This is a genomic window from Bradyrhizobium valentinum (genome assembly GCF_001440405.1).
GTDB classification, from domain to species: Bacteria; Pseudomonadota; Alphaproteobacteria; order Rhizobiales; family Xanthobacteraceae; genus Bradyrhizobium; species Bradyrhizobium valentinum.
The window spans coordinates 551-13,466 of the sequence record NZ_LLXX01000201.1 but is presented as its reverse complement, the minus strand read 5'-3'; the positions used below and the strand labels follow the sequence as shown (position 1 = coordinate 13,466).

At 64.1% G+C, this 12,916-nt stretch carries 15 protein-coding genes; 11 read left to right on the top strand and 4 right to left on the bottom strand.

From position 1 onward, the window contains the following. From CP49_RS48270 to CP49_RS35415, 3 genes are all read left to right on the top strand, one after another. Positions 1 to 1,002, top strand: a 1,002-nt coding sequence (locus CP49_RS48270) for a sensor histidine kinase (RefSeq protein WP_245311044.1), incomplete at its 5' end; no start/stop codon positions are given. Then, positions 999 to 1,439: a response regulator gene (locus tag CP49_RS35420; RefSeq protein ID WP_057854747.1), complete on the top strand. Its 441-nt coding sequence runs from the start codon at positions 999 to 1,001 to the stop codon at positions 1,437 to 1,439. The genes CP49_RS48270 and CP49_RS35420, both read left to right, overlap by 4 nt. Beyond that, positions 1,436 to 2,527: a sensor histidine kinase gene (locus CP49_RS35415; protein WP_057854746.1), complete on the top strand. Its 1,092-nt coding sequence runs from the start codon at positions 1,436 to 1,438 to the stop codon at positions 2,525 to 2,527. Before CP49_RS35420 ends, CP49_RS35415 begins: the two co-directional genes overlap by 4 nt. Here CP49_RS35415 and CP49_RS35410 read toward each other — a convergent pair. Next, complete coding sequence (locus CP49_RS35410) at positions 2,524 to 3,315, bottom strand: IclR family transcriptional regulator (protein ID WP_057854745.1); 792 nt, start codon at positions 3,313 to 3,315, stop codon at positions 2,524 to 2,526. The genes CP49_RS35415 and CP49_RS35410 overlap by 4 nt on opposite strands. A gap of 169 nt (positions 3,316 to 3,484) precedes the next feature. Between CP49_RS35410 and CP49_RS35405 the strand changes: the two genes are divergently transcribed. From CP49_RS35405 to CP49_RS35380, 6 genes are all read left to right on the top strand, one after another. Continuing rightward, on the top strand, positions 3,485 to 4,462 hold the full coding sequence (locus tag CP49_RS35405; RefSeq protein ID WP_057854744.1) for a Bug family tripartite tricarboxylate transporter substrate binding protein: 978 nt from the start codon (positions 3,485 to 3,487) through the stop codon (positions 4,460 to 4,462). 3 nt (positions 4,463 to 4,465) lie between these two features. Further along, a complete protein-coding gene (locus tag CP49_RS35400; RefSeq protein WP_057854743.1) occupies positions 4,466 to 5,083 on the top strand; it encodes a flavin reductase family protein in 618 nt (205 codons plus the stop codon). A 73-nt stretch (positions 5,084 to 5,156) separates the two neighbouring features. Next, positions 5,157 to 6,017, top strand: coding sequence for a fumarylacetoacetate hydrolase family protein (locus CP49_RS35395; RefSeq protein WP_057854742.1), 861 nt, complete (start codon positions 5,157 to 5,159; stop codon positions 6,015 to 6,017). A 4-nt stretch (positions 6,018 to 6,021) separates the two neighbouring features. Continuing rightward, positions 6,022 to 6,825: a 2-oxo-hept-4-ene-1,7-dioate hydratase gene (gene hpaH / locus CP49_RS35390; protein WP_057854741.1), complete on the top strand. Its 804-nt coding sequence runs from the start codon at positions 6,022 to 6,024 to the stop codon at positions 6,823 to 6,825. Between the two features lie 25 nt (positions 6,826 to 6,850). Continuing rightward, a complete protein-coding gene (locus CP49_RS35385) occupies positions 6,851 to 7,234 on the top strand; it encodes a RidA family protein (protein WP_057854740.1) in 384 nt (127 codons plus the stop codon). An 18-nt stretch (positions 7,235 to 7,252) separates the two neighbouring features. Beyond that, entirely contained in the window at positions 7,253 to 8,128 is an 876-nt protein-coding gene (locus CP49_RS35380; RefSeq protein ID WP_057854739.1) for an amidohydrolase family protein, read from the top strand. Positions 8,129 to 8,150: 22 nt separating this feature from the next. Here the strand turns inward: CP49_RS35380 and CP49_RS35375 are convergent, their stop codons facing one another. Then, the gene (locus tag CP49_RS35375) at positions 8,151 to 9,092 is read right to left on the bottom strand and encodes an AEC family transporter (RefSeq protein WP_057854738.1); all 942 of its coding nucleotides are present in this window, start codon (positions 9,090 to 9,092) and stop codon (positions 8,151 to 8,153) included. 86 nt (positions 9,093 to 9,178) lie between these two features. On the opposite strand from CP49_RS35375, the gene aat reads away from it, so the two are divergent. Then, positions 9,179 to 9,859, top strand: coding sequence for a leucyl/phenylalanyl-tRNA--protein transferase (aat, locus tag CP49_RS35370; RefSeq protein WP_057854737.1), 681 nt, complete (start codon positions 9,179 to 9,181; stop codon positions 9,857 to 9,859). A 52-nt stretch (positions 9,860 to 9,911) separates the two neighbouring features. Here aat and CP49_RS35365 read toward each other — a convergent pair whose 3' ends face one another. Together CP49_RS35365 and CP49_RS35360 are read right to left on the bottom strand one after the other, a co-directional pair. Then, on the bottom strand, positions 9,912 to 10,946 hold the full coding sequence (locus tag CP49_RS35365) for an aldo/keto reductase (RefSeq protein WP_057854751.1): 1,035 nt from the start codon (positions 10,944 to 10,946) through the stop codon (positions 9,912 to 9,914). A gap of 31 nt (positions 10,947 to 10,977) precedes the next feature. Next, positions 10,978 to 12,159, bottom strand: a complete 1,182-nt coding sequence (locus CP49_RS35360) for an MFS transporter (protein WP_057854736.1) — start codon at positions 12,157 to 12,159, stop codon at positions 10,978 to 10,980. Positions 12,160 to 12,262: 103 nt separating this feature from the next. Between CP49_RS35360 and CP49_RS35355 the strand changes: the two genes are divergently transcribed. Then, positions 12,263 to 12,916: LysR family transcriptional regulator (locus CP49_RS35355; protein WP_057854735.1), on the top strand; the 654-nt coding region annotated here is incomplete at its 3' end.

Sequence of the window (12,916 nt, the reverse complement as noted above, 5' to 3'; positions counted from 1 at the left end):
ACCAACGCGGACCGCAGCCAGACGCTGGCGGCTTCGATCACCGGCATCGGCTCGGGTTTCGTGGTCGTGCTGGCCGGCATCGCGATCTTCATGGTCCGCCGTTCGTCGCACGCACGCGACCAGGCCGACGCCAGGCTGCGCGACAGTCATCTCAACCTCGAGGCCACGATCGACGAGCGTACCGCGGACCTGCGCGAAGCCAATGACGAGATCCAGCGCTTCGCCTACATCGTCAGCCACGATCTGCGCTCGCCGCTCGTGAACATCATGGGCTTCACTAGCGAGCTCGAGGAATTGCGCGGCGACATCTTCAAACGGATCGCAGCGCTGTCCCGCGAGCAGTCCGCCGCGTCGCCCGCCCCGGAGAACGCCACCGATACCGCCGAGCCCCTACTCGAGGGCTCCGACAAACAGCTCTCGGAAGACTTCTCCGAGGCACTCAGCTTCATCAAGTCGTCGATCGGCAAGATGGATCGGCTGATATCGGCGATCCTCAGTCTCACCCGCGAGGGGCGGCGCGAGTTCGAGCCGGTGTGGATCGATACCAAGGAACTGATCGAGGGCATCGTGGCGACCGTGGCGCATCAGGCCGCGGAAGCCCAGGCCGAGATCCGGATTGACGCGTTGCCGAATATCGTCAGCGATCGCCTTGCGTTGGAGCAGATCTTCTCCAATCTGATCGACAATGCGCTCAAATACCTCAAGACAGGCGTCCCTGGCGAAATCACGGTACGCGGCCGCACCAAGCTCGGCTTTGCGATTTTCGAATTGTCGGACAATGGGCGTGGTATCGACCCCAAGGACCATCAGCGCATTTTCGAGCTGTTCCGTCGCGCGGGAACCCAGGACAAGCCGGGACAAGGCATCGGCCTTGCCCATGTTCGCGCCTTGGTGCGTCGCTTGGGAGGAACCATGTCGGTCGCGTCGGAACTTCACCAGGGCAGCACGTTCACGATCACGTTGCCCATTAATTGGTCTGCTAACCGGAACCCACGGCCATGAGTAATCCAGTCACCATCATCATGATCGAGGACGACGAGGGTCATGCTCGCCTGATCGAGCGGAATATACGCCGGTCCGGTGTCAACAATGAGATAAAGCCGTTCACCAGCGGTACAGCCGCCCTGAACTACCTGCTCGGCGAGGACGGATCGGGCGTCGATCACAAGGGCAGCGCGTTGCTGATCCTGCTCGATCTCAATTTGCCCGACACGACCGGCATCGACATTCTGAAGCGGGTCAAGGAAAACAAGTATCTCAAGACCACGCCGGTCGTGGTGCTGACGACGACCGACGATTCCCACGAGATCAAGCGCTGTTACGACCTCGGGTGCAACGTCTACATTACCAAGCCCGTGAACTACGAGAGCTTTGCCAACGCCATACGCCAGCTTGGTCTGTTCTTCTCCGTCATTCAGATCCCTCCGGCCGCCACATGAAAGCCACGACGCCGACACTGCTGTATATCGACGACGACGCCGGGCTGGCCCGGCTGGTCGACCGCGGCCTGACGCGGGCAGGCTTCAAGGTCGTTCACGCTGCGAGCGGCGAGCAAGGGTTGGCGCGGCTGGCGCAAGGCGGCATCGATGTGGTTGCGCTCGACCAGTACATGCCGGGTCTCGACGGCCTCGAAACGCTGGAACGGATCATGGCGATAGCGGATGCCCCGCCCGTGGTGTTCGTCACGGCCGCGCAGGATTCGGCGATCGCGGTCACGGCGCTGAAGGCCGGTGCCGCCGACTATCTGGTCAAGGACACACAGGGCGATTTCATTCCGCTGCTGCAGGTCGCGATCGACGGTGCGCTCAGGCAGGCCGAGCTTCAGCGAGCCCGCGATGAGGCCGAAGCCGAGGTTCACGCCTCGCGCGACCGCTACGCGGCGCTCGCCGCGGAACGCGAAGTGCTGCTGCGCGAAGTCAATCACCGCGTCGGCAACTCCCTGCAGATCATCGCCTCGCTGCTGCACTTGCAGGCCAATTCGACGACCCAGGAGGACGTCAAGGCGGCGCTGACCAATGCGATGGGCCGCGTCGCCGCGGTCGCCCAGGTCCATCGCCGTCTCTATACGTCGCACGATCTCAAGAGCGTGTTGCTGAACCAGTATCTCGAAGCCCTGTTGGAGGACCTCCGGCGTTCGGCTGAAGGCAACAGGATGTCGCGGCTGACGCTCAAGGCCGAACCGATCGAGATCGACCCGGACCGCGCGGTGGCGATCGGCATCATCGTCAACGAACTGGTGATGAACGCCGTCAAATACGCCTATCCCGACGGCGCCGGTCCCATTCACGTCGAGCTCAAGCCCGAGGGCGAAGACCTCGTGGTCGCGATCGCGGACGACGGCGTCGGTCTCAACGCCAAGGCCGACCCACGCTCGACCGGCATGGGACAACGCATCGTGAGCGCGATGGCCGCCAAGCTGGACGCCAGTGCCGAGCGTGATCCTGCGCATAACGGCACAAGGATCGTACTGCGCTTCCGTCGCGCCCCGGCGGCGGCAGCAAAGGCGACCAACGCAGCGGCAAGTTAAGCTGGCGTCGCGGCTTCGATCGCGCGCGCAGCCGCGACGAGAACGTCGGCCACCTCGATCGTACGACGTGGATTTAATCTGTTTCGCATGGCGGAGAGCGTAATCGCGGCGGCGGGCTGGCCGTCCGGAGTCCGTATCCAGGCCGAAAGCGACTTCGTTCCCTGCACGAGGCCGACATCACGCAGATTGTAGCCTCGGCGCCGCGCGAGCTGGATCTGTCCAAGCACCGTTGGCGTATCGGTCCGGTAGGCCCTAAATCTCGCTTCGTTAGCCAGGACAATTTTTCGCGCCTCCGGCGCAGACATGGCGGCCAGTATCGCTACCCCCGCGCTGCTGACACCCAGCGGCCGCCGCGCACCAACCTCGATCGACAATACCTGGATTGGATAGCTGCCGATGCGGCGCGCCACACACAGCGTATCGAGCCCGGTGCGCACCGTGAGAAAGATGGTATCGCCGAGTTGCGCCGACGCTGACGCGAGGTGGGGCTCGGCTGCAATCAGCAATGGTGAACGCGACGGACGCGCCAGCGCCAGTTCAGGTACCTGGTGGCCGATGACGTAGTTGCCCGTTCTGTCGCTGCGCTCGACGATGCCCTCCTCGATCAGGACATGCACGATGCGATGTACCGTGGGGCGTGTGAGGGACGTCGCCTGCACGACTTCCGCTAGCGATACACCTGTCTCGCGGCCGACTGCCAGGGCCCGCAACACAGCCAACGCCCTGCGGATCGCTTGCCCACCCTGCAGCGGCCCTCGCCCGCGCGCCTTTAACCGACCGTTTGTCATACGCGTTGTCCAGTGTCCACAATGTGGACAAAAACACCACAATTTGGTCGACAGCGGAAGGGCCGAGCGCAAGATCGCGGCGCGGAACAATATAGGCGCATGCCGCTGGGACGGGGCTCGCGCAAAAACAAAAGGTAGCGGCAGATTTGCCGCTTTTCGGGAGAAGGCGATGAAATTTTTCGCGATCGCAGGCGTCGCAATATCGGTACTATCAGCAACAGTGTTGAGCACTCCGGCCGAGGCCCAGCAATGGCCGGCGCGGCAGGTACGCCTGATCGTCCCCTATCCGGCAGGCGGCAATGTCGACAGCGCCGCGCGTGTCGTTGCCGACAGGCTGCAGGCGAAATTGGGCCAACCGTTCATCGTGGAAAACAAAGCCGGCGCCGGCGGCCTGATCGCCGGCGAGGCGTTCGCGAAAATGCCGCCCGACGGCTACGCGCTGTTCGTCGGCGCCAACGGCCCGGTGCTGTTCGCGCCCGAGATCGCCAAGCGCGACGCCTACAACTGGAAGCGGGATTTCCTCCCCATCACCTCGATCACGATGACGCCGCTGGTGCTCGAAGTGCATCCGTCGGTGCCGGCCAAGAATCTGAAGGAATTCCTCGAACTCGCGCGCCGCGATCCCGGCAAGCTGACGATGGCCTCGCCCGGCCAGGGCACAACCAACCATCTGCTCAGCGAGCTGATGCAGTCGACGCTGAACCTGCAATGGCTGACGGTGCACTACCGCGGCAACGCGCCTGCTCTCAACGACCTGATCGGCGGACAGGTGCAATTTGCCCTGGACCAGATCTCGGTCGGTTTGCCTTCCATCAAGAGTGGCATGCTGCGCGCCCTCGCCGTCACCGGCAGTCGCCGCGCCTCCTGGCTTCCTGATGTCCCGACCTTCACCGAACTCGGCTACAAGGAATTTGACGGCCAGACCTTCACCGGGCTGTTCGCGCCCGCGCGCACGCCGGCCGAGGTCGTGACCAAGCTCCACGATACCCTCGCGGAGATCCTGAAAGATCCCGCCATCATCGAGAAGTTCAACGCGCTCGGCGCCGAGGCTGTATCGATGACGCCGGCGGAGTTCACGAGCTACCTCGAACGCGAGGACGCCAAGTGGATTCCGGTCGTCCGCAAGGCGAACATCAGGGCGGACTGATCCATGCAGATCGATCCCGGCGATCTCGGCGCGGAGCGGATTTACCGGCTGATGACCGGCATCGTGGTACCGCGTCCTATCGCCTGGGTGACGAGCCTGTCGCGCAAGGGCGTGCTCAACCTCGCTCCGTTCAGCGCCTTCACCTTCGTCTCGCAGAAGCCGCCGATGCTGGCCATCAGCGTCGGCCGCAAGGGCCCCGACTACAAGGATACGGCGCACAACATTCTCGACACCGAGGAGTACGTCATCCATATCGCCGACACGCCGCTGATGGGTGCGGTGCATGACAGTTCGGTCGAGCATCCGCCCGAAGTCAGCGAGGTCGAAGAGCTCAACCTGGAAACGAGTCCCAGCGAGCGCATCAAGGTGCCCCGGCTTGCCGCCGCTCCGGTCGCGATGGAATGCGTGTTTCGGCAATGTCTCGAATTCGGCGAGGCGCGCAGCCGGCTCATCATCGGCGAGGTCGTGATGTTCCACATCCGCGACGGTCTCGTGAACAACGGCAAGGTCGAGACTGAAGCGCTCGACCCGATCGCCCGCATCGGTGGGCCCCGCTACGCCCGCCTCGGCGAGATCGTGACGCTGCGCGGCGTCTTCCAAACCCCGAAATCGACCGATTAGCGGTGGCAGCAATCCGTAGCGAGCTTGCTGACACCGGACGCAGATCGAAGCAGAATTCTCGAAGAGGACGACAATGCGACTGGTGAGCTATCTGGTGGAAGGAGAGCCGCGCTACGGCGCGGCAGTCGACGGCGGCGTGGTCGACCTCACCCAACGGCTCGGACCGAAATGTCCTGACCTTCGGACCCTGATCGCCAAGGACGGTCTGGACGTTGCGCGCCAAATGGTCGCCGGCCTCAAGCCGAGCCATGCGCTCGACGATCTTGTGCTGCTGCCGCCGATCCCCAATCCGGAAAAGCTCTGGTGCATCGGGGTCAACTACAAAGACCGCAACGCCGAGTACAAAGACAATTCGGAGCTGCCGAAATATCCGAGCCTGTTCGTCCGCAATCCCTCCTCGGTCGTCGGCTCCAACCAGCCGATCGAGAAGCCGAAGATCTCCGAACAGCTCGATTGCGAGGGCGAGCTTGTGATCGTGATCGGCAAGGAAGGAAGGCACATCCCGCGCGAGCGCGCCTTTGAGCACATCTTCGGCATGACGCTGTGCAACGAAGGCAGCGTTCGCGATTGGCTGCACCACGGCAAGTTCAATGTCACCCAGGGCAAGAATTTCGATCGCTCGGGCAGCGTCGGGCCATGGATCGTCACGTCGGACGAATGCAATCCGCGCGGACCACACGACATCGTCACCCGCGTCAATGGTGAAGAGCGCCAGAGCGATTCCACCGAGCGGCTGATGTTCCCGTTCGATTTCCTGATCGCCTACCTCTCCACCTTTGCCACGCTGAAACCCGGCGACATGATCGCGACCGGCACCCCGACCGGGGCCGGCGCCCGCTTCACCCCGCCGCGCTGGCTCAAGGTCGGCGACGTCGTCGAGGTGGAATCCAAAGCCATCGGCATCCTTCGCAACACCGTGGCCGAGGAGCAATAGGCCGATGCTCGATCAACAAACCGTCGACCGTCTGGCGCAGCGCCTGGACGAAGCTGAGCGCAGCAAGTCGCTAATACCAGCATTCACGCGTGAATATCAGGACCTCACGATCGAGGACGCCTACGCCATTCAGCGCGCCTGGACGAAACTGCAACTCTCCCGAGGCCGCGTCGTCAAGGGACACAAGATCGGCCTGACATCGAAGGCGATGCAAAACGCCGTCGGCATTGCCGAGCCGGACTACGGCGTGCTGTTCGCGGACATGTTCTACCCCGACGCGTCAGCGATCCCGTTCGACCGCTTCCGCGCTCCCCGTATCGAAGTCGAACTGGCCTTCGTGCTGAAGACGCCGCTGAAAGGCCCTGAGTGCACGCTGTTCGACGTGCTCAATGCCACCGATTACGTCACGCCGGCGCTCGAAATCCTGGAAACCAGGATGCATCGTGTCGATCCCGAGACGAAGGCACCGCGCAAGGTGATGGATACGATTTCCGACAATGCCGCCAATGCGGCACTGGTCGTCGGCGGCCGGCCCATTCGCCCGCTCGACACCGACCTGCGCTGGATCGGCGCGCTGCTGTTTCGCAACGGCCAGATCGAGGAGACCGGCATCGCCGCCGGGGTTCTCAACCATCCCGCCAACGGCGTGGCCTGGCTCGCCGACCGGCTGGCCGCCCAGGGCGAGTATCTTGAAGCCGGTGAAGTGGTACTGGCCGGATCGTTTACGCGCCCGGTCGAGATCGCCAGGGGCGACACCTTTCATGCCGATTACGGCCGGTTCGGATCGGTGTCCTGTCAGTTCGTCTGAGCAAGAAGCATCGGGAGGAGCAGAGATGACAAGGCGCAGGAGCATCCACATCGGCGAGTTCAAGCACGCCAATCCCATTCCGAACGCCTGCCGCATCGGCAACCTCCTGATGTCCGGCGTCATTCTCGGCCGCGACCCCGCAACCGGCGCGATGCCCGAGCGTATCGAGGACCAGTGCGCCAACATGTTCGCGCACATGAAGGCCATCGTCGAAGCCGGCGGCGGAACAACCGACGACATCATCAAGATGACGGTGTGGCTGCAGGACCGCACCCAGCGCGCGCCGGTGAATACCGAGTGGCTGAAAATGTTTCCTGACGAACATTCGCGCCCCGCCCGTCACGCGCTGCAGATGAACATGGACGGCGGCGCGCTTGTGCAATGCGATTTCACCGCCGTGATCGGCTGATCAGACAAGGAACCCGAGATGCCGACCTATCTTCCGTTCGATCCGAACCCGCGCCGTCCCTCAAAACTGCCGCCGCCCAAGAGTATCGACAGCCAGTTTCACGTGCTGGGTCCGCTGGAAAAATATCCGGTGCGGCCGGGTGCCGCCTACCAGATGCCAACCGCGACCTGGGAGGCCGCGCTGCGCGTCCACAAGGCGCTCGGCAGCGAGCGCGGCATCATCGTGCAGACCACGACCTACGGCGCGGATCATTCCGTGGTGCTCGATGGTCTCGCGGCGATGGGGCCGAACTATCGCGGCTGCGCCAACGCGCTGGTGTTTGCCGAAGCCAATGATGCCTATCTCGCCAAGCTGCATGACGCCGGCGTGCGCGGGGCCCGCTTCAGTTTCCGGCAGGAACTGGGCGCGGTGCTTTCGGACAAGGATTTTGCGCGCGCTATCGCCCGAATTCGCGAACTCGGCTGGTACGCCAAGATCCAGCCGGAGAAGGATGGCATCGTCTCCAGCGTCGCCAAATACGAAAATCTCGACGTGCCGGTACTGATCGACCACATGGCCCGCCCTGACCCGACGCGCGGCAATGATGACCCGAACTTGCAGAAGATGCTGGAGCTTCTGTCGAAAGGCAATTTCTGGGTGATGCTGTCGCTCGGCGAAAAGACCTCGAAGAAGGGCCCGCCCTGGGACGACGTCATTCCGATCGCGCGCGCCTATATCGATGCCGCCCCCGACCGCTGCGTCTGGGCGAGCGACTGGCCACACCCGGTGTCGGTGGTGCAGCCGCCCAATGATGCCGACCTGCTCGAACTGCTCTATCGCTACGCGCCTGACGAGGCCGAGCTGAAGAAAATCCTGGTGACCAATCCGGCAAAGCTGTTCGGCTACGACGACTAGGGCTGCGACTGACGTCGAGCGCCTATCGCAGCGCGACCGCCACGAACGCTACGACGACGGGCAACGTCACCGCCGCCAGAACCGTCCCGAGCGCCACGGCGCCTGAGACGGCTTCGGTCAGCCGTCCGTACTGGGCCGAGAAGAGGTAAGCATTAGCACCGGTCGGCATCGCGGCAAAGAGAACAACCACGGCCGCGGAGATCGGCGGCAGCGCCAGGACGTAGAACGCAAGGATCGCGGCAATGGCTGGCATCGCCAGCAGCTTGAGCGCGCACATGACGGCCATCGCGACCGCCTGGCCCTTGATCCTGAATCCGAAGAGATTGATGCCGAGCGCGATCAGCGCCGTCGGCGACCCCGCCTGCGCCAGCAGTTCCAGCGTCTTGTCCGCAACGGGATGCAGCCCCCATCCGGTAAGGCGCCAAAGGAAGCCGAAGCCGAGCGCGAGCATGATCGGATTGCGCGCGATCTCCCGTACGGCCCGCAGGACCAGGAGCGGCGCTGTCTCGGAAGACTTCCGCTCAGCCCATGCCATCTGCAGCGTGCCGCAAAGCCAAAGCAGCGGCGTGTTGACCGACAGGATCAATGCCATCGAACCGGCCGCCTGACTCCCCAGAGCCGACAACGTCAGGGGAATGCCGAGCATCACGACGTTGCCGTAGATCGAGCCGATCGCGAGGACCACGCCGTCGGCCCGCGATTGCCGAAGAACGGATGACGCCAAAAGCGCGACCGTCCAAATAGCCGCCGTTGCCCCATAATAGGCGCCCCACACCGCGAAGGCGTTGACGGCGGGAAATTCTGCGACGACCACGATCCGGAACAGGAGGGCGGGAATGGCAATGCTGAAGGCGAACTCGGAAATGCCCTTGTGCGCCGTCGGGGAGATGAAACGCAGCGCAACCGCCGCATAGCCGGCTGCGATCAACGCGAACACCGGAACGACAATCAATACTGCGCTCATGCTGCACTCATTCACCTGCGATCGGGCTGCACCGCCACCATTGCGGGACGTAGCATTCGCCCCGCGCATCCTGCTATCATGAGCCCATGACCTCGCGCGAGTCAGCCGCTTCCGAAATCACGCCCGACGTGCTGCTGCGGGCCTATGCCTGCGGCATCTTCCCAATGGCCGAGAGCGCCGGCGATCCAACGCTGTTCTGGGTCGAGCCGGAAATGCGCGGAGTGATCCCGCTCGACGGCTTCCGCATCGCCTCGCGGCTCGCCCGCACCGTGCGCTCGGACGTGTTCAACGTTACCGTCGATACGGCCTTCAAGGCGGTCATCGCGGGCTGCGCGGCGCCGCAGCCGGGCCGCGACGACACCTGGATCAACAAGCGCATCCGGGATCTCTATGTCGGGCTCCACGAGCTCGGGCACTGCCACAGCGTCGAGGTCTGGCAGGACAGCGAACTCGTCGGCGGCCTCTATGGCGTGAGCCTGGGGCGGGCTTTCTTCGGCGAGAGCATGTTTCATCGCGCCCGCGACGCCTCCAAGGTGGCGCTGGTGCATCTGGTGGCGCGGTTGATCGTCGGCGGGTTTGAGCTGCTCGACACCCAATATGTCACCGAGCATCTGCGCAGCTTTGGCGCGGTCGAAATTCCGAGGCGCCGCTATCGCGTATTGCTCGATAAGGCGATCACGGGCGAGCCAGCTGATTTCCTGAATTTGGCCGCTGGCCAGCCGGTCAGCGGCGCGGAAGCGCTCGCGATCATTGCCGAACGCATTTGATGCGTAGGTCTTTGCAAAACACCAAGGGCTGCGGCATCCGCTTCCGATCGGCTCAAACCGGCGGCGGGTTCAATCGCGCAAAGCCTTCCTGGACACGATAAGGATAATAGGGATAGCAGGGCATCACCGCGCTCGCCTTGTCGAGGAGCGCGATCTGCTCGGCGGTCAGCGTCCAGCCAATGGCGCCGAGATTGTCGCGGAGCTGCGCTTCGTCGCGCGCGCCGATGATCACGGACGCCACGCTCGGGCGGGTGAGCAGCCAAGCAATCGCGACCTGCGGCACGGTGCGACCGGTCTCGGTCGCGATCGTATCCAGGACGTCGACGACGCGATAGAGCCGCTCCTCGTCGACAGGCGGACCGAACTGCGCCGTCTCGCGCAGGCGACTGCCCGCCGGCAGCGGCTGGCCGCGTCTTATCCTGCCGGTGAGCCGTCCCCAGCCCAGCGGGCTCCAGACCAGCGCGCCAACGCCCTGATCGAGGCCGAGCGGCATTAGCTCCCACTCATAGTCGCGGCCGACGAGCGAATAATAGACCTGGTGCGCCACATGGCGCGGCCAACCGTGACGCTCGGCCATGGCGAGCGACTTCATCAACTGCCAGCCCGAGAAATTGGAGGCGCCGACATAGCGCACCTTGCCGCTACGGACGAGCCCATCAAGCGTTGACAGCACTTCCTCGATCGGCGTGAAGGCATCGAAGGCGTGGAGCTGCAGCAAGTCAATGTAGTCGGTCCCGAGCCGCCGCAAGGCGGCGTCCACCGCCAAAATGAGGCGATGCCGCGATGAGCCCGCGTCGAATGGACCATCACCCATCGGCAGGCTCGTCTTGGTAGAGATCAGCACCCTGTCGCGATGCCCTTTGATCGCGGCGCCGAGAATCGCTTCCGACGCGCCGTTCGAATAGACATCGGCGGTGTCGAACAGGTTCACGCCAGCTTCGAGGCAGATGTCGACCAGCCGCCTTGCTTCCTCGGCACCGCTCCGGCCCCACGCCGAGAACAGCGGCCCCTCTCCAACAAACGTGCCAGTGCCGAAACTGATAACGGGGACCTTCAGACCCGAGGCACCCAGGTTGCGATATTGCATCGATGTGTTCCCTTTCTTGATTGCTTTGCTTTCATTCCGCCGGGCACGCCGCAGCGGAAGATACCGGCCGGTCGAGACGCACACTCCAAAGCGCCAGCAGGAGCCCCGCCGCGGTGATCGCCGCCGCGACGAGTGGAAGCGCGGCCAGACCCAGGCCGTGATCGATCGTTAGCCCGCCGGCCCAGGCGCCGAGCGCATTGCCGAGATTGAAGGCCGCGATGTTGAGGCTGGACGCGAGCGTGCGCCCCTCCGTGCCGGCAGCTTCAAGCACGCGAAGCTGCAGCGGCGCCACAGTGGCGAAGGCGGCGGCGCCGAGCAGGAAGATAAACGCCACCGCGAGGCCTTTGATCGACAGCACCGCCGCAAGCGCGACGAGCACAAGCGCAAGCGCCGCAAGCGTGCCGATCAGGGCGCGTCCGAGACCGCGGTCCGCGAGCCGCCCACCCGCAACATTGCCGATCGACAGGCCGACCCCGAACACGAGAAGAATCGGCGAGACCGCCGCTTCGGAGAAGCCGGTCAGTCGCGTCAGGATCGGCTGGACATAGGTAAAGACCACGAACAGGCCGGCAAAGCCGAACACGGTCATGGCGAGGCCGAGCAGGACTTGCGGACGGCCGACCAGCGCCAGTTCCTCGCGCAGCGAAACGGCTTTCTCATTGCCGCCCACATGATTGGGAACGAGAACGACAAGCACCGCGAAGGCGACCACACCGATCGCAGTCACCGCCCAGAACGCGGCGCGCCATCCCAGCATCAGGCCGAACCACGCGCCGAAGGGAACGCCGAGCAGAGTAGCCACCGTCAGCCCAACGAACATGGTGGCAATCGCCGAAGCGCGCTTGTCCTCGGCAACGAGGCTCGTAGCAACCACCGAACCGACGCCGAAGAATGTGCCATGGGCAAGAGAGGTGAGGATCCGCGCCGCCATCAACAGCCCGTAGTCCGGCGCCAGCGCGCAGGCGGCGTTGCCGAGGGTAAAGATCGCCATCAGAGCGAGTAGCACCGACTTGCGCGGCATCCGCCGCGTCGCCAGCGTCAGGATCGGCGCGCCGACGAACACCCCGAACGCATAGCCGGAGATCAGCAGACCCGCCGCGGAGACGGAGACCTGCATATCGTCGGCGACTTGCAGCAAGAGACCCATGATGAGGAATTCAGTGGTGCCGATGCCGAAGGCACCGGCGGTTAGCGCAAGAACGGCGGCAGGCATGCGTTGCTCCGGATCAGGACAGGGTTGCTGCAACGCAAATAGCGGAAGGGCGGCAGAAGAATTAGGATGCCGGTAGTCCAATCATTTGTGACGTGAAATCAACATGAGCCGGCTCGACATCAACCGTTCCGCCGAGATGGAGGTCTTCGTCCGCGTCGTCGACCTCGGCGGGTTCACCGCCGCGGCAAAAAGCTTTCGCATGACCCCATCCGGCGTGAGTAAGTTGGTATCCCGCCTGGAAGCCCGGCTCGGCGCGCGGCTCGTGAACCGGACCACGCGCAAGCTCCAACTTACCGAGGAAGGCCAGGCCTTCTATCAGCGCTCGTTGCGCATCCTCGGCGAGATCAACGAGGCGGAGCGCGAGGCCGGCTCCGGTGCAGCGCCGCGCGGGCATCTGATGGTGAACAGCAACATCCCCTTCGGCATGCAGTACGTGATGCCGCTGCTGCCGCGCTTTCTCGTCGAGCATCCCGATATCACGCTCGACATCGTCCTCACCGATACGGTCATCGACCTGATGCAGGAGCGCGCCGACGTGGCGATTCGCGTCGGGCCGCTGGGGGCTTCCCGCCTGGTCGCGCGCAAGCTCGGGACGAGCCGCATGGCCGTGGTGGCCGCGCCGACCTATCTTGCCCGTTTCGGCGAGCCGAAGACCCCGGCTGACCTCGCGGGGCATCGCGGCATCGGCTGGACTTTTCCGCGCAGCATTCGCGGATGGCCGTTCCGTCGCGGCGAGCGGATCGAGGAGGTGCTGCCG